14 protein-coding genes and 1 pseudogene are annotated in these 15,634 nt (G+C 67.4%); 8 read left to right on the top strand and 7 right to left on the bottom strand.

The features are described from left to right. Positions 1 to 11: 11 nt before the first annotated feature. On the bottom strand, positions 12 to 1,469 hold the full coding sequence (locus IEV96_RS03410) for an Hsp70 family protein (protein WP_188509289.1): 1,458 nt from the start codon (positions 1,467 to 1,469) through the stop codon (positions 12 to 14). A 254-nt stretch (positions 1,470 to 1,723) separates the two neighbouring features. Here IEV96_RS03410 and IEV96_RS16615 point away from each other — a divergent pair, with 254 nt between their 5' ends. Continuing rightward, positions 1,724 to 3,175, top strand: a complete 1,452-nt coding sequence (locus tag IEV96_RS16615) for an ATP-grasp fold amidoligase family protein (RefSeq protein ID WP_229733017.1) — start codon at positions 1,724 to 1,726, stop codon at positions 3,173 to 3,175. Between the two features lie 3 nt (positions 3,176 to 3,178). Here the strand turns inward: IEV96_RS16615 and IEV96_RS03400 are convergent, their stop codons facing one another. Then, positions 3,179 to 4,450: a glycosyltransferase family 2 protein gene (locus tag IEV96_RS03400; RefSeq protein WP_188509288.1), complete on the bottom strand. Its 1,272-nt coding sequence runs from the start codon at positions 4,448 to 4,450 to the stop codon at positions 3,179 to 3,181. Next, positions 4,447 to 5,433 carry a glycosyltransferase family protein gene (locus tag IEV96_RS03395; RefSeq protein ID WP_188509287.1) on the bottom strand — a complete coding sequence of 329 codons (987 nt, stop codon included), beginning with the start codon at positions 5,431 to 5,433 and terminating at the stop codon, positions 4,447 to 4,449. Before IEV96_RS03395 ends, IEV96_RS03400 begins: the two co-directional genes overlap by 4 nt. 235 nt (positions 5,434 to 5,668) lie before the next feature. On the opposite strand from IEV96_RS03395, the gene IEV96_RS03390 reads away from it, so the two are divergent. After that, complete coding sequence (locus IEV96_RS03390; protein ID WP_229733015.1) at positions 5,669 to 6,697, top strand: glycosyltransferase family protein; 1,029 nt, start codon at positions 5,669 to 5,671, stop codon at positions 6,695 to 6,697. Here IEV96_RS03390 and IEV96_RS03385 read toward each other — a convergent pair. Next, on the bottom strand, positions 6,670 to 7,887 hold the full coding sequence (locus tag IEV96_RS03385) for a glycosyltransferase family 4 protein (protein ID WP_188509286.1): 1,218 nt from the start codon (positions 7,885 to 7,887) through the stop codon (positions 6,670 to 6,672). The two genes, IEV96_RS03390 and IEV96_RS03385, sit on opposite strands and share 28 nt — an antisense overlap. 65 nt (positions 7,888 to 7,952) lie before the next feature. On the opposite strand from IEV96_RS03385, the gene IEV96_RS03380 reads away from it, so the two are divergent. Next, positions 7,953 to 8,270: a hypothetical protein gene (locus IEV96_RS03380; protein ID WP_188509285.1), complete on the top strand. Its 318-nt coding sequence runs from the start codon at positions 7,953 to 7,955 to the stop codon at positions 8,268 to 8,270. Positions 8,271 to 8,354: 84 nt separating this feature from the next. On the opposite strand, the gene IEV96_RS03375 is transcribed toward IEV96_RS03380, so the two are convergent. Further along, the gene (locus tag IEV96_RS03375; RefSeq protein WP_188509284.1) at positions 8,355 to 8,921 is read right to left on the bottom strand and encodes an NADPH-dependent FMN reductase; all 567 of its coding nucleotides are present in this window, start codon (positions 8,919 to 8,921) and stop codon (positions 8,355 to 8,357) included. A 363-nt stretch (positions 8,922 to 9,284) separates the two neighbouring features. On the opposite strand from IEV96_RS03375, the gene IEV96_RS03370 reads away from it, so the two are divergent. Both IEV96_RS03370 and IEV96_RS03365 read left to right on the top strand, forming a co-directional pair. Further along, on the top strand, positions 9,285 to 10,250 hold the full coding sequence (locus IEV96_RS03370; RefSeq protein WP_188509283.1) for an alpha/beta hydrolase: 966 nt from the start codon (positions 9,285 to 9,287) through the stop codon (positions 10,248 to 10,250). Positions 10,251 to 10,468: 218 nt separating this feature from the next. Next, positions 10,469 to 11,398 carry an alpha/beta fold hydrolase gene (locus IEV96_RS03365; protein ID WP_188509282.1) on the top strand — a complete coding sequence of 310 codons (930 nt, stop codon included), beginning with the start codon at positions 10,469 to 10,471 and terminating at the stop codon, positions 11,396 to 11,398. Between the two features lie 28 nt (positions 11,399 to 11,426). Here the strand turns inward: IEV96_RS03365 and IEV96_RS03360 are convergent, their stop codons facing one another. Continuing rightward, positions 11,427 to 12,449: a TDT family transporter gene (locus IEV96_RS03360; protein ID WP_188509281.1), complete on the bottom strand. Its 1,023-nt coding sequence runs from the start codon at positions 12,447 to 12,449 to the stop codon at positions 11,427 to 11,429. Positions 12,450 to 12,575: 126 nt separating this feature from the next. Here IEV96_RS03360 and IEV96_RS03355 point away from each other — a divergent pair, with 126 nt between their 5' ends. Next, a complete protein-coding gene (locus tag IEV96_RS03355) occupies positions 12,576 to 13,319 on the top strand; it encodes a DNA-3-methyladenine glycosylase I (RefSeq protein ID WP_188509280.1) in 744 nt (247 codons plus the stop codon). A 201-nt stretch (positions 13,320 to 13,520) separates the two neighbouring features. Here the strand turns inward: IEV96_RS03355 and IEV96_RS16840 are convergent. After that, positions 13,521 to 13,931, bottom strand: a pseudogene (locus IEV96_RS16840) (pyridoxamine 5'-phosphate oxidase family protein); the annotation flags it as partial. Positions 13,932 to 14,165: 234 nt separating this feature from the next. Between IEV96_RS16840 and IEV96_RS03345 the strand changes: the two are divergent. Continuing rightward, positions 14,166 to 14,534, top strand: a complete 369-nt coding sequence (locus IEV96_RS03345) for a cupin domain-containing protein (protein ID WP_229733013.1) — start codon at positions 14,166 to 14,168, stop codon at positions 14,532 to 14,534. Between the two features lie 208 nt (positions 14,535 to 14,742). Beyond that, positions 14,743 to 15,633, top strand: a complete 891-nt coding sequence (locus IEV96_RS03340; RefSeq protein WP_188509279.1) for a LysR family transcriptional regulator — start codon at positions 14,743 to 14,745, stop codon at positions 15,631 to 15,633. Position 15,634 lies beyond the last annotated feature (1 nt).

Below are 15,634 nucleotides of genomic sequence, written 5' to 3'. Positions count from 1 at the left end.
CATCCTTCGGGTCAGTCCATATCCGCTCCCGACAACTCCTGAGCCGGGGGTATTGGCTCGGTCCGCGTCGGGTCGCGTGTTGGGGGCGGGGGCGGGTAAGCGGGTTGCGTAATTGCCGATGTTGACGGGGTGGGTGTGGGATTGCGGGTGAGAGCGTCGCTCGAACGTGTCGCTCCGCCGGATAGGTCGGAACGGGTGCCGCCAACCGCAGCGGCGCCCCCGAGCACGATGGCGCCGGCCATCACCGTGGCGACAATGGCGAAAAAGATGAAGAGGGCCCTCCTGAGAGCGGACACAGGTGCCGGAGATGCGTCGATCAGTTCGGGGGAGAACGACCGTGGGTCGTCGGTGAACTCGTCGACCTCGCTGTCTGCTCCGGTGACGGAGACCTGTTGCGCGCGGAGTTCAGCGAGCTTCGTGCGTGCGGCCCCCCGCACCGCCGCAGCTTCCGGAGCGACATCGAGCACGGCGGGGCAGGTGAATCGGTCCGACAGTCGTTGAGCAATTAATGGGATGTGTGTTGAGCCACCTGCGAGCACGATTGCGCGGAGCGCGCCCGGTGTGATGGCGGCGGATTCGACTGCCTGCGTAAGTGCTCCGAGACTTCGGTCGACGTCGTCGACGATCATGTCCTCGAACTCGGCACGGGTGATGCGCACGCTGGTCGCGGCGACGGGGATGGTGATGGTCGCATCAGGATGGGACGAGAGCGCTTCCTTTGCCGCTCGCACCGTGTCTCGGAGGTGCGACGCGTCGCGGTGAGGCGCGAAGCGTGCCAGATCAGACGCGGCGGCAGCGATCACATGTTCGAGAACGGCATCGTCAAATCCGGCGCCCCCGATGTTGTCGATGTGCACCGCCTCGCCAATAATGTCGAAACGGCCGTCGTGGCGCTTGCGCAGCACGACACACTCGACCGTCTCAGCTCCCAGATCGTAGACAGCGACGGTCTCACCTGGCTCGATCGGGTGTGACACGTCCAGCTGCATCGCCGCGGCTTTCGCGGCAGGGATGAGGGCGACTTCGGCAATGCCCTGCCGGTTCAGTTCGTCCCGGAGAGTCGTGAGGCGGTGTTCGCCCCAGTGCGCCGGGTGGGTGAGCGTGAGTGCGACCGGGGCTGCCCCTTCGGTCTCGGTGACAGAGTCGATGGCCCATGACACGGCTTTGGCGTAGAGGAATTCAGCGGAAAGTGCGTACCCGTCGATGACAAAGGGGGTGTCGTCGCCGAGACGGTGGCCGAAGCGGGTCACAGCTCGTTCCGGTTCTTCAGCGGCTCGTCGAGCGGCCTCCTCGCCGAACAGCAGCGTGTCGTCGTGGGCGAGGTAGGCGATCGCGGGCGCTCTCCGATGCGAACGGGGGCCCTCGTGAAGGGCGCCCTCGGCTTGCTCGCTCTGCGTCAGACGGGCAGTGGCCACGGCGATGTGGCTGCTGCCGATTTCGATCGCTAGAACGAATTCGGATTCGCTCACTGACTGACCAATCGTTCCCGACAGGAATCTACGCGCCCCACTATAGAACTCTGAGGGTCCGTCGGCTAGGCCGGTCCTTGCCGCAATTCGCCGGCGCCGGAGGGCCCGAAACGCGCGACTTCGGATACAAAAATGACTCCGGATGATTCACCCGGAGTCATATTGCCCCGACACTGCCGGGTCCTGCTGTCTCATTTGCAGAACCCCAAGCGTACCAGCCGCAGGCGCGGTCGGAATCCGGCTAGCGTTGCCCGGTGACCTCCAGCGAACTCGACACGCCCCCGATCGAGGCCAGGCCGCTGCCGGCGGTGACCGTCGTCGTGGTCGGTGAAGGCACCGACTACCCGACTCCGCTCGACGGTGTGCTCGCTTTCGTCGGCGCGCGCCCGGGTCCGCGCTGGTCCGAGCACGTCGCCCGGTCGTTCCAGCTCGATCCCGACCTGGTGGCGATCACGGGACCGGCCGCGCGCCGCGGGCTGCTCGCCGGCATCCTCGACGCCGCGCGTCGCTCGCTTCTGGGCGCGGTCCTGGCGCATCCGCCCCTCACCTCGACCAACTGGGCGGTACGCGCCTCCGACTGGCGGTCGGTCAGCGAACTCGTCGCGCGCGACAGCCACCGGCTCGGGTTCGGGATCGCCGCCGCCCTCCATCTCGGCCCGGAACGCCGCATCCGTTTCGATCCGCGCCTGCGCGGGGATTCCTCCGAACCCCGCGAGAGCTCCGGATGGCACGGGGTCGCCGCTCTTCTCGCGGAGGTGAACCCGCTGCGGCGATGGCGTCGACGATTCGCGTTCGTCGCCCACCGGCGTCGCCAGCGTGCGGGCCGCGCGAAGATGCGCGAACGCAGCCGCGTGGTGCGCGCGTGGCGACTGTGGACCACCCGCCGTCCCGTGACGTTCACCGAGAAGGTGCGCTACAAGATGCTGCGCGACCACCGCCCCCTCATCACGACTTTCGCCGACAAGGCGGGTGTGCGGGAGTACGTCGCCCGGCGCATCGGCGAAGGCTATCTGCCGAGGGCCTACGCGATCAGCCCCGACCCCGCGGTCGTGCTCGGCGCCGACCTGCCCGACGAGTTCGTGATGAAGCCGACCCACGGCAGCGGCGCGGCGTTCGTCGTGTCGCACCGCGCGGCGCCGGACACGCGGCTGCCGACCGAGGACGCGAGCTGGGTCTACCGGCACCTGCTGCCCACGCACGCCGACAGGCACGCGATGGCCCGGCTGGGCGCGCGGTGGCTCGAGCAGCTCTACGGGCAGGGGCCCAACCGTGAATGGGCCTACGGCACGGTGCCCCGGCAGATCATCCTCGAGGAACTGCTCGTCGGGCCCGACGGCAGCATCCCCGACGACTACAAGCTGTTCGTCTTCCACGGCGTGTGCCGCTACATCCAGGTCGACGACGGCCGCTTCGACCGGCGCACCCAGGACTTCTTCCTGCCCGACTGGACCCACCTGCCGCTCAGCGGCGGACCGCCATGGGCCGATCCTCCGCACGAGCCGCCGAGCGGGCTCGCCGAGATGATCCGTCTGGCCGAGACGCTGGGCGCGGAGACCGACTTCGTGCGGGTCGACCTCTACCAGCTCGAGGGACGGATCGTCTTCGGCGAGCTCACGAGCTATCCGGCCGGGGGATACAGTCCGTTCGAGCCGGCCGCCTTCGACACCGAGTTCGGCAGCCACTGGACGGTGCCGAAGGCGTACTGACCGTCAGGCCCAGCCGCCGAGGTAGCCCTCGAGGTCGACCTCGGCGTCGAGCGCGATGACGCCGGGCGCCACGAGGTCGAGATCCGGCAACAGCGGCTCGCCGCCCCAGCGTGACTGGCGCACCTCGGCCCGCGTGCTCACGAGCCGCAGCAGCACGGCGCCGTCGGCCCGCCGCAGCGCGACCCGGGCGTACGCGCCGCTCTCGACGGCCTCCATCGCGGCGTCGAGGCCTCCCGGTGCGACACGCACCGGGCGCTCGAGGTCGACCCGGATCCGCACCCGGTCGAAGCGGGCCTCCGCGCTCCACCCGGGTCGCACCAGCTCGGCCGACGGCAGTTGCGCGAGCACCGAGTCCCTGCTGACGAATTCCTGGCCATCGGTGCCTCCCGCCCGTGGCCCGGTGACGACGATGTCGGCCTTCGCGGCGGCGAGAGCCCGCGGGCGGGAGCCCTCGACCGGGATCAGGCCCGAGAGTGCCAACACCTCGGCGTTCTTCGCGCCGAGAGCGCCGGGCTCGCGCACCGCCCGGTCGGGTCCGTCGTGCCAGGCCGTGGCCTCGGGCACGTGTGCCAACACGGCACCGCGGAGCCAGGCCCGGTAGGCCCACTCCCAGTCCTCGCCGCCGTACCGGGTGAACGACTCGTCGAACCCGCCGACCTCGTCGAAGAACCGTCGCGTGCACGCCACGACGGCTCCGATGAGGAACCGGTAGCTTCGGTGGTCCGCGTCGAGGAGGTCGTGGGTGCGGGTGTACTCCTCGCGCAACCATGCCGGCTCGTCGAGTTCGTGTGCGCGACCCGCCTCGGCGATCGGCGCTGTGGCTTCGACGGAGGCCAGATCGGCGTGGCGACGGCGACCGACGGTGACCGCGTCCCAGGTCAGCGCCGGCAGCCGCACGATGTGTCGCAGGTAGTCGGGCTCGGGAGACGTGTCGGCGTCGAGGAACACGAGCACGTCGTTGCCGGTCACCTCGACCCCGCGGTTGCGCGCCGCGGCGACCCGGAATCCGCGGTCGGGCTGGCTGACCACGCGCACGTTCCCGGCGACCGTCGGCGGCTCGGGCGAACCGTCGTCGGCGACGACGATTTCGACCAGGTCGCGGGGATAGTTCTGGCGTTCCAGTGCCAGCAGGGTGCGGGCGAGCTCAATCGGCTGTGCGTAATGCGCGATCACGACCGAGACCGAGGGAAGAGCCGCGGGCTGCTCGTCGGCGATGAGGTCCCACCGGTTGTGGGGGAGCGCCCAGCCGCCGTCCCTGATGCTGGCCCGGCTCATGCGACGTCCCGCCACCAGGCGCGGTACTCGGCGGCCACGTCGTCGAGTGTCGGCGAGAGGGCCGTCGACGGCGGGAGCCAGGTCGACTCGGGGTCGTTCCATGCCGCCTCCAGTTTTCCGGCCAGCTCGTCCGGCCGGAACACGGAGATCGAGCCGGGCCGCAGCGCCTCCATCTCGCGCGCGTAGCGCGAGTCGATGACGAGCGCGCGGCGCCCGAGTTCGGCCCAGTCGAGGATCGAACGCGACGCCGACACGTGCTGGTGTGCCGCGAGGGGAACGCCGTCGGAGAGCAGTTCGTTCCGGTAGTCGCGGTCGTCGAGGAACCCCGTCACCCTGAAGTCGACGCCGAGCTCCGCGGCCCTGCGCGCGAGCTCGTGCGCGTCCCGTTCGTGGCCGGCCGAGGGCGCCCCGACAGCGACGACGGTCGCGGGTGCGGCCTCTGCGGGGGCACCCGCTACGGCCGCGGCCTGGATTGCCTCGAGGTGGCCCTTGCCGGGGTAGACGAATCCGCTGATCAGCACGGTGCGCGGTCGCAACCCGCCAGCCCGTGGCCGGTCCGCGGGACCGCGGGCCCTGGCACCCAGCGGGATGACGCGCGAGTCGGCCTCGGCCCGCCCCAGGTGCTCGTCGAGCAGCATCGCCTCGTGGCGGCTGTTCACGACCACCCCGCGCGCCGCCCCGATGAACCTGCGGTAGGCGTCGCTCCGGCGCCCGAGGTTGGTGCCGTCGGACTGCTGGGGCACGTCGTGCAGGGTGATGGTGAGCCGGGTCGAGGCGCCGAGGGCCTCGACCCGATCGGCGGCCTCCTCGGGCGACGAGCCGAAAATGCGGTCGGTCACGTGCGCGTGCATTCGAGCGGGCGGGGTTTCGGGCATCGGGCCGGATTCGCCGCCGATCGCGGCGGCGAGATCCGCGGCGTACCGGCGCACGCCGTGTTCCGCTGGACCGGCCACGAGGAGGTACGGCTGTTCTGGGGTCGGCATCTGGGCAATGCTGACTATCGGCGCGCCCGATGTCAAGGCGACACCGTCGGTTCTGCCGATCGGCGTGTTCGGCGTATGTTGACGGGAGGCGTGGAGCAGTTCGCACCGCTCCGGGAGGAACGACGTGTCACAGCTCATAGCGCCCGCGTGGACAGCGGGCGCTGCCGATTCGGACGAGCCCCGCGGCACAGTTCGGGTGGTCTCGATTCCGGCCGGGCATCCCTACGTCCGCAGCGTGTCCGCCTCCTCCGAGGTCGAGGTGCTCGGCGATCCCCGTCCCGAGGGCGCCCCCGCCGGCCAGTGGTGGCCACCCGTCGCGCTCGACCCGCACTGGATCGACGCTCACGCGGCGGACGCCGACATCCTGCACATCCACTTCGGCACAGAGTCGTTCACGCCCGAGCGGCTTCAGGCCACGATCGACGCGGCGCACGACGCGGGCTGGCCCGTCGTCTTCACCGTCCACGATCTCGTCCACCCCCAGCTGGTCGACCAGGACGGGTACCAGCGCCAGCTCGACGTGCTCGTGCCCGGCGCGGATGCTCTCCTCACCCTGACGCCGGGGGCCGCGGTCGAGATCGCCCGGCGCTGGGATCGACGCGCCGAGGTCGTCGCCCATCCCGCCCTCCTCGACACCCCGCCGCGGGCACCCAGGCGGGCGCGGGGCGACAAGGCTTTCCGCGTCGGGATGCACCTCAAAGACCTGCGGTCGAATATCGCCGCCGAGCAGATGGTGGGCGCACTGGACGCCGCCCTCGATCGCCTCGCGGCCGGAGGACTCGACGCCGTCGGCGAAGTCCGGATGCACCGGAGGGTGCGCGACACGCGTGTGCGCGACCGCGTGCGCGAGCTATGCCGGCGGTCGGATCGCATCACGCTCGTCGAACACGACCGCCTCGGCGATGACGACCTCGCCGCCGCTCTCGCCGCTCTCGACGCCTGTGTGCTGCCGTACGGCTATGGAACCCACTCCGGCTGGCTCGAACTGTGCTGGGATCTCGGGGTGCCCGTGGCCGCGCCGTCGACGGGCTACTACGCCGACCAACACGCACACCCCTCGGTCGCCTCCTTCACCGCCGGGGCGGGCGGCGAGGCGCTGGCAACGACTCTCGGCCAGCTCGCGGACTCGCCGGGGTCGACCCGAGCGGGCACCAGGGCGCGGGCCGAGCAGCTGAGGCAGCGGCACGAGCAGCGCGTGGTCGACGACCTCGCCGTCGCGACCGCGCACGCCGAGCTCTACCGGCGACTGCTCGAGAAGAACTGATCCGTAGCGGCCACGAGGTCGGCGGCCACGGGACCGGGTGCGAACGAGGAGACCCGTTCCGCGGCGGTGCGCGCGAGCCGCTCGCGCAGAGCGCCGTCGTCGAGCAGGCGGTCGATCGCGTGAGCTAACGCCCTAGGGTCGGCCGGCGGCACCATCAGGCTGTCCTCGCCGTCGACACAGAAGTCGTCGAAGCCGCTGCCGGTCGTGCACACGAGCGGGCAGCCCGCCGCTTTGATCTCGAGCGCGACGTTACCGAAGCCCTCCCACGGCGACGGGCAGATGGCGACGGTAGCCTCGCGGATGCCGCGATAGAGCGAGTCGTCGGCGACGTGCCCGAGCCAGAAGACCCGGTCGCGAACGGGAGCGGGCAACAGGTCGAGCAGACCCTCCCTGGTCGGCTCGAAGCGGCTGTCGCCACTCGCGCCGGCCAACACCAGCCGGGCGCCCGGGTGACGCGACGCGACCTCGGCAAAGGAACCGACGGCATCCGTCACGCCCTTCCGGCGCTCCAGGCGGCCGAGGAAGAGCACAACCGGATCGTCTCCCTCCGGCCATCCCGCAGGGAGGGCGGCGCTCGACGCCGCCTCGGCCACGGCGGACACACTGATGCAGTTGCGCACGATGCGCGACGGCGGAAGGTCGGGGTACTGGCGCTCGGCCCAGCGCAGCATGGCGCGCGAGATCGGCACGACTCCCTGAGACCGGGTGATCTGCCGGTCTTCCAGCGCGTTCTGAATCGCGACGGCGGCGCGGGTGGCGCGGGGGAGCATCGCGGGGGTCAGGCCGGAGATTTCGTTGGCGAGCCGCATGCTCGTCGCGAGGTTGGTGACGAGCGGAGCCCGCCGGGGGAGTGCCGCACCGAGGCCGCCCCACTCGGCGAGGAAGATGCGGTCGTACTCGGCGCGGGCCGCCGCCGCCCGAACGAGCAGGGCGCGCAGTGGAAGCGACAGCACGCGGGGCATCCGCCCGAGGTCGACGTGGCGCACGAGGTTCACGCCGCGCAGATCGGCGTCGGGCGCGAGGGGACCGCTGGCGAAGACCATCAGGTCGACCGCGATACCCGACTCGACGATCGCCGGAAGCAGTGCCGCGTAGTGGCTGCCGATTCCGCCCGTGTACGCCGTGAGCCCCGCGTACTCGGTGGTGGCCACGAGCCAACGTCGGGCGGGGCGGCTTTCTCGCGTGACCATTTCTGAACGGTACGCATCCAACGCCCATGATGTAAAACTGAGGTGACTCAGACGAAGGGCAGAACGTGACAACTTCCCAAGCCGCATCAGCATACGAGGACGTCGCGTTCTCGTTCGAGGACGACGCCCGCGTGGTCGTCAATGAGAATCAGCTCTACGTCGACGGGACCATCTTCGCGTTCCTCGACAACGACGATCTGGTGGTCGAGCTCTCCGAGTCCCGCGTCGACGACCTGGCGCAGCGAGGCGTCGCCGCCAGATTTACCTCGCACCACCACCCGGCGCGCAACTGGATACGCGTAGCCGACCAGCAGCTATGGCCCGAGCTCGCTCGCGAGTCCCACGCTTTCGTAGGAGAACCGGCGGTCGGCGGGGAATCCTGAGCACGGCGGGGGACCGCAAAGGACAAAGAGATCCGAACCGACCGGCGACCACCGTCGGGCGTCGCTCTCCCGCATCGCAGCGGACTAGTCCGTCTGCGCAGATCGCAGGCTCTGGGTAAGCATCGACAGTTCCGAGAACAGCTTGCCGAGAACAGCGGTCTCCCTGTCGTTCGGAACGAAAGCACCGTCGATTATCCGCGAGTCCGGGAGGAGGGAAATCTCGACCTCGGCACCCGCTCGGATCAAGCCGAGCATTGCGAGCACCGGTTCGAGAGCCGTCACCCCGCGCGATCCGGCCGATATTCCGCCATAGCTCACCATGCCCACCGGTTTGCGCCACCATTCTGCTGCCAGATAATCGAGTGCGTTTTTGAGCGCGGGTCCATAACTGTGGTTGTATTCCGGCGCCACGAAGATAAATCCCTCGGCTGCTGTCACCCTCGCACTCCAGTCCACAGTGTGTTGCTTGGTGTATTGGCGGAGACGTGGATGATTCGGTTCGTCCATAAACGGCAGGTGAAGCTCCGCCAGGTCGACGAAATCGATGTCGAATCCTTCGACGAGTTCTGCGGCTCCCTTCACCCACTGGGCGATAGGAAGCCCGACGCGGCCCGGACGAACGCTCCCGACGACGATCATGATTCTGGGCATTGTCGCTCCTCAACTGGCGGTGATGAGAGGGATCGCCGGTGACCGGCGCGGCCGGACGTGGCCGTCGGTCGCCGCGAGCGTAAGCCGCCCGGGCACTTCACCCCTCGAAGAAAGCGTCCGGCGTCCCGAGGCTCCGACCGATGCTTCTTGGGCATAGGACCGGGAATCGCTTGAGCGAGAGTGAGCGGGAGACGGCTCAACCAGACTCGCCACGGCTTCCGTCGGCCGCCCGCGGGCGGGTTCGACCGAGCGTGGATGCGGCCGTAGTACACCCGATGCTCATCCGGCATAAACACCGGCTGCTCCGCAACGGACCATGGAACTCGCAGCACGCGCGTGTTGCCCTGACGGAGGGTGTGAGACATGACGAAACATGTTCTGGAACCAGCGGCTAAAGCGATAGCCGATGCCACGGCCAGCCCGCCCTACCTATACGACATCGGACCGGAGGCGGCGCGAAAGGTTCTCAACGACCTGCAGGCCGCACCAATCGAGCTGCTGCCCGTGAAGGAGAGATGGGTCAAAGTGCCCGCGGCTGTGGGCGACGTCGAGGTGCGAGTGGTAACTCCTGCCGGTTCCACCGGGGTGCTGCCCGTAATTCTCTATATGCATGGCGGAGGCTGGATCCTCGGCAACGCGGCAACGCACGATCGGTTGGTGAGGGAACTCTGCGTGGGGGTCGGCGCGGCTCTCGTGTTCGCGGAGTACACGCCGTCGCCGGAGGCCAAGTACCCGACAGCGATCGAGCAGGGGTACGCTGCGGCCCAATGGATTACAGCCTCGGGAGCCGAGGAGGGATTCGACACCAGCCGGATCGCAGTCGCGGGCGACTCGGTAGGCGGCAATATGACGGCCGCCCTTGCGATCATGGCGAAGGAGCGCGGTGACGTGACCTTTGTGCAACAGTCGATGTTTTATCCCGTGACCGATGCGGCTCAGAACTCCGCCAGCTACGCGGAGTTCGCCGAGGGCCCGTATCTCCGAGCCGAGTCGATGAAGTGGTTCTGGGACGCCTACACAGACGATCCGAGCCAACGCGCCGAAATCACCGCGTCGCCACTGCGCGCGACACTCGATCAACTGCGCGGTCTGCCTTCAGCGCTCCTCCTCGTCGACGAGAACGATGTGTTGCGAGACGAGGGCGAGGCTTACGCCTCCAAGCTTCGCGAAGCGGGAGTGCCGGTCACCGCGGTGCGCTACAACGGCACCATTCACGACTTCATGCTCCTCAACCCGTTGAGCGAATCGCGTGCCACGCGCGCGGCCGTCGCCCAGGCGATCGACCACCTGAAAATCGCATTCAGCCAGACGCCGCCGGCTTCCGAGTAGGCCCCCGAAGACGGCGCGGGACGAGGACGGATCGACACGGGTCGCCTCGCGCAAGACCCAGCATCAATCCAAAGGACGCGTCGAACGGTCGGGTTCGATACGACGAGGGCACACGACCCGGTGGGCGTTCTCGACACGTCGGAGCGCCCGCCCTCCCTCAACCGGTAGTCGCGCCGCAGCCGTGCAATCCCCAAACCACCGAACACCTTGGAGCTGAAATGAACGTCCATCTGCCGTCTCTCGCCCCACTTCACGTTGCGGTGACACCCGCGCTGAAAATGTCGTACTACGAAGCGGGCGGGCAGGGCGACGAAACCGTGGTCCTGCTACACGGATTCCCGTACGACATCCACACCTTCCACGAAGTCATCCCCCGACTGACAGCCGAAGGACTCAGGGTCGTTGTGCCCTTCCTCCGCGGGCACGGGCAGACCCGCTTCCTCCGACCGGACACGCCGCGCTCGGGGCAACAGGCGGCGATCGGCCAGGACGTAGTCGACCTCATGGACGCCCTCGACATCGACCGCGCCATCCTCGCCGGCTGGGACTGGGGCGGCCGGGCCGCGTGTGTCGCGGCGGCGGCGTGGCCCGAGCGGTGCACCGGATTGGTCTCTGTGAACAGCTACCTCATCCAAGACATCTCGGTAGCGTGGAGGCCGATCAAGGCCGAACTCGAAGCCGGCCTCTGGTACTTCTATTACTTCCTCACCGAACGGGGGCGCGCCGGCCTCACAGCCAACCGCGACGACATCGCCCGAGTCATCTGGATCCGCAATTCGCCGAACTGGAATTTCGACGATGCGACTTTCGAACGGGCTGCGATGGCATTCCAGAACCCGGACTTTGTCGATGTGGTCATCCACTCGTACCGACACCGGCTCGGCTACGCCCCGGGCGAGCCGGACTACGCGGCTCTGGAGAACCTCCTCGCGACACAACCGCCGATCACTGTTCCCGCCGTCACTTTGGACGGCACGGCAGATGGCAACTTCCCCGCAACCGACGGGACCGCCTCCGCCCACCACTTCACCGGTCCGAGGACGCATCACCAGGTCCGCGGAGCCGGACACAACCTTCCCCAGGAAGCTCCTGGAGCGTTCGTCGACGCGATCATGGAGGTTCGTGAGATGGCGTCCCAGCCGAACTGATCTCGCAGGCTGGAGCGTCACGGCGCTGTCAGGAGGTCCAGACTGCGTCCGACTCGATCTCGGAGTCCGCATCGCGCAGTTCGTCGGCAGCAGACCTACGACGGTCACGCCCCGACGCGATCGCGAGCCGGACCGAGGCCACCGCGATAGCCACGATCAACCCGGTGGCGAGAGCGAGGGCGGCAGCAGCGATGACCTGCCATCCCCACGGCCGGACTATGCCCAGCCACCCGACTGCGTATCCGACGAGGGCCGCCGCGGGAAACGTGAAGGACCAGAATCCGAGAGAGAACTTCAGCCGCATATATGTCGGCAGTAGCGCCAGCTGCATGAGGCCCAATAGAACCGCGGATGCGGCGAAAGCGTCCTGCACGGCGTCCATACTGTGTCCGACGATGGCGAACCAGGCGTTGCCCGCGACCGCCGGTGGCGCGACCAAAATCGCCAACGTCGGGATCAAGGGCGCGGGCAGTGCAGGGCGGAAGATCAACCGCGCCAAGATGAGGGCGAAAATTACTCCCCAGAAGAACACGCCGACGGCGAAGGCACCCATCGCCAGCGACGCGAAGCCCAGGTCAGCGGCGACGGCGGCAGCGATAAGCGTCCCGGCCACCGTAGGAAGGAAGAATGCCCCATGGACAGAATCGATCTCGATCGTGCCGGTCACCCAGTACGCGAGGAGCCAACCCGCGTAAAGCGCCGTCACCGCCATGGATGTCAGGGCGACAACCATGCCCCCGACAGGCCAATACAGGAACAGATGCGCGCCGAGCATCATGCCGACCACGGGCACTATCGCCGCGATCGGTCCTTGCGCAGGATGCTGGAGCTGCCCGACGAGGGTATCGGCGCTGGCCCGGCCCCGCACGGTGTGCGCCACGATGAGCCACACCCATACGACAGCGGCGATGACCCACGCCGTGTCCGCCGGCCAATCGGGAAGGCCGAGGGCCTTTCCGGCACTGGTCCACATGCTGGCCAGCCCTGCTGTCCCGAAGCTGATAGCGAGCGTGTTCAGCGGGATCCTCGTAGCGCCGTTCGGCTGTGTCATGTTCGGTACGCACCCTTCGCTGTAGGTCCGCGGCATCCGCCGCCGGCCCCTGTTCATCCGGTCACGGACCATGCTGCGGACATTGCACTTTAAGGTGCTGATGCCGGACTGGATCCGCTTGGTCCAATGCTCGTCCGACGACGCAGCACGCGGCGATGCCCGAGCGGCATCCGGTTCGCCACCGCGACCCAGCGAGACTCAGGAAGGGCGACGGCGGCGCCGTTCGGCCGCGGAGTGCGCACGTTCGCGATCGAGGAGGATGCTGTGGCCGACTGGAGGCTCGGAACGACGACCGTCGGAGAAGACGGACTCGCGCGGTGCAACTGGATTCGAGACTGGAGCACCGACCCGGCTTTGCGCCAGTATCACGACGACGAATGGGCAACGCCGATCGACGACCCGCCGGCAGTGTTCGAGGCGCTCAGTCTCGGGGTGTTCCAAGCCGGTCTCGGGTGGACCACCGTCTTCCACAAGCGCGATGCGTTCAGGGCCGCCTTCCATGACTTCGACCCGGCCTCAGTCGCTATGTTCACGGACCAAGACGTGATTCAGATGCTGGGAAACCCGAAAATCGTCCGCAATCGATCCAAGATCGAATCCACAGTCCACAACGCCAGGGTCGTCAGAGACTCTGAGCTGGATCTGGCAGCTCTGGCCCGGGCCTTTGTCCCGGCCGATCACGTGTCTCCGGCCGACGGCGCGTCAGTGCCAACGCGGAGCCCCGAAGCCGCCGCGCTCACGCAGGTGCTGAAGGCTCGCGGGATTCGGTTTATAGGCCCGACCAGCGTCTACGCCTGGATGCAGTCCATCGGCGTGGTCAACGACCACGTCCGCGGCTGTTTCCGTGCCGGCCCGGGCGGCCAGCGCTGACATCAACCGCGCCACCTCGGCATCCGATTTCCCGAGCCGTTCGTGGAGAGGATCAACGATGCTGCTGACCTGGCTGGCGGTGAACCGCGCGGTGATGTGCTGAGGACAGTTCCAGTCGAAGGCTTCGACACGGACGAGGATATGCCTCTCGACTTCGGCGTCGTAGTCGGGAACCTCTAGAGCGTGATCGTGCTGGGAGTCGGGATCCGCGGCATGGACACTCGCATGCCCGTAAATCTTCAAGCGCCGCCTCCGCGCATGGTCCATGACGATTATCGCAACCCGATCGGACCCTGCGACGTTGCCGACACTGACGTATTGGAGATTGCCCCTGAAGTCCGCCCAGCCGATCGTGTGGCTGTCTACGACTTTCAAAAAACCTGACGGTCCTCCGCGATATTGGACGTACGGCCATCCCGTTTGACTGACCGAGGCGAGATAAAAACCGTCCTGATGGCGCAGGAACTCTTTCTCCGTCTCGCCCAGTACGTCTGATCCGGGCGTGCCCGCAGCTCGATCCGCCCGGCCGCCGTAGAATTTCTCGCTGCCGTAGCTCCTTTGCACGTCGCGGACCTGCCGGGTGAAGGCTATTGCGCCGTAATGCTCACTCATGTTGCCCCTTGGCGATGGTGGTGAAGGCGCATGAGGCGCCGTCGTCTGTCGACCGTACGGCGGTCGAAGATCGGCGGACGATCCCGTTTCGGCATCGTCACAGCCAGACCGACCGGTCGTACGCAGCCGCTCCGCCCCACAGACTCCCGCGATGCGGAACAGGCATCGCGGGATTCTCCCGACACCAGTGCGGGCGGTACTACGCTGGCGTTCCAGCCGACCTTGGAGGGTCCCATGAGCATGGAAAATCAGGACAACGCAGTGCCAGTCGCCACCGACCAGAAGCATGATTTCAAGCGAACGCTGCTGCAAAAATCCGCCGCACCCGTCGACGGTTGGCTCATCGAACAGACCCTGGTAGAGATACCAGAAGGAGTCGCTTCCGGACGGCATACTCACCCCGGGCCCGAGGTGGGATACATCATTCAGGGCGACGTTTCCATGGAATTCGACGACGGCGAACCGCTCGAACTGCATGCCGGCAGTCCCTTCCTCATCCCGCCGGGCGTCGTGCACAATGCGGTGAATGTCGGGACACTGACCACAAAAATGCTGTCCACATACTTCATCGTGGGGACGGAGCCGCTGGTCACGACGTACTGACAGGCCGGCAATCAGCAGCGGGGAAACTCGTTCGGTGAACGACGCGGTTAAGCAATTTGACAGGGGACGCGCGCGTTCCGGCGGCCATAGCGTGTGACCATCCCGTCGGTCAGAGGAGGAGTTCACCTGATGGCATATCCCGTTGGCATGAAGGCATCGCCCGCACTGCCGGGTCCGCGCCCCGCCGAGTCAGACAGGGGGTGAGACGGTGGACGTCGATCTGCGAAAGCTGCGCTACTTCGTCGCAGTTGCCGAACATGGAGGATTCCGCCGAGCTGCGGAGGTGCTTCGGATCGGGCAACCGGCCCTCACTCGCCAGATCAAGGCGTTCGAAGGCGAAATGGACGCCGAATTGTTCACCCGTTCGTTTCGAGGCGCCAACTTGACGGAGGCTGGCCGTCGACTCTTGGCAGAGGCGCCAGCGCTCCTGGACGCGGCGGATTCGCTTCGGAGACAACTCGCCCTGGTTAGACGCATGACCGAAAAGGTGACGATGGGTTTTGCCCAAGGAATCCCGATCGCGCCCATCGTCCGAGACTTCACCGCCACTCACCGACTTGTCGAGGTGGACCTGCTGAGCATCAGCGCTGACGAACAGGCGCAGGCGACCGTGACAGGTCGGGTCGACGTCTGTTTTGCACGCCTTCCCTTCGTCGCACACGGTCTCGAAATCGTCCCCCTCTACGAAGAGGCGCGCGTTGTGGCGCTGCCCAGCACCAACCCCATCGCGCATCTGGAGTACGTGTCCCTTCGCGATCTCCACCGATTCCGTCTGCTCCAGCCGCCAGACGGGGTCCAGGAGCTGGATGATCCGAGAGGCGCGTATCGCGAGTATGCCCGGGGTGATGTCAGCGGACGCAAGTACACGACAGCGTCAATGGACGAGGTCCTCGAGCATGTCGCTGCCGAGCACGGGATCGTAGTGATTCCCCGTTCCGCTGCGGCCATGCATCCCCGTGATGACATCACCTACCGAGAGGTCGTGGGCGTTCTTCCCAGTTCCGTGGTCCTCGCCTACTCGCCGTTGAACATCAGCCCGTACTTGGAGGATCTCGTAGAGCTATCCCTTCGACACTGCGGGAATTTGAAGGCTGGCTGAC

Source organism: Conyzicola nivalis, assembly GCF_014639655.1.
GTDB classification, from domain to species: Bacteria; Actinomycetota; Actinomycetes; order Actinomycetales; family Microbacteriaceae; genus Conyzicola; species Conyzicola nivalis.
This window is presented reverse-complemented; position numbering and strand designations above follow the sequence as displayed.

What these genes read in the sequence shown, in the direction of transcription:
- IEV96_RS03400 (WP_188509288.1), bottom strand. Translation starts at nt 4,450, where the DNA reads ATGAGCCGGGCCAGCATCAGGGACGGCGGCTGGGCGCTCCCCCACAAC.
- IEV96_RS03395 (WP_188509287.1), bottom strand. Translation starts at nt 5,433, where the DNA reads ATGCCGACCCCAGAACAGCCGTACCTCCTCGTGGCCGGTCCAGCGGAA.
- IEV96_RS03385 (WP_188509286.1), bottom strand. Translation starts at nt 7,887, where the DNA reads ATGGTCACGCGAGAAAGCCGCCCCGCCCGACGTTGGCTCGTGGCCACC.
- IEV96_RS03375 (WP_188509284.1), bottom strand. Translation starts at nt 8,921, where the DNA reads ATGCCCAGAATCATGATCGTCGTCGGGAGCGTTCGTCCGGGCCGCGTC.
- IEV96_RS03370 (WP_188509283.1), top strand. Translation starts at nt 9,285, where the DNA reads ATGACGAAACATGTTCTGGAACCAGCGGCTAAAGCGATAGCCGATGCC.
- IEV96_RS03365 (WP_188509282.1), top strand. Translation starts at nt 10,469, where the DNA reads ATGAACGTCCATCTGCCGTCTCTCGCCCCACTTCACGTTGCGGTGACA.
- IEV96_RS03360 (WP_188509281.1), bottom strand. Translation starts at nt 12,449, where the DNA reads ATGACACAGCCGAACGGCGCTACGAGGATCCCGCTGAACACGCTCGCT.
- IEV96_RS03355 (WP_188509280.1), top strand. Translation starts at nt 12,576, where the DNA reads ATGCTCGTCCGACGACGCAGCACGCGGCGATGCCCGAGCGGCATCCGG.
- IEV96_RS03345 (WP_229733013.1), top strand. Translation starts at nt 14,166, where the DNA reads ATGAGCATGGAAAATCAGGACAACGCAGTGCCAGTCGCCACCGACCAG.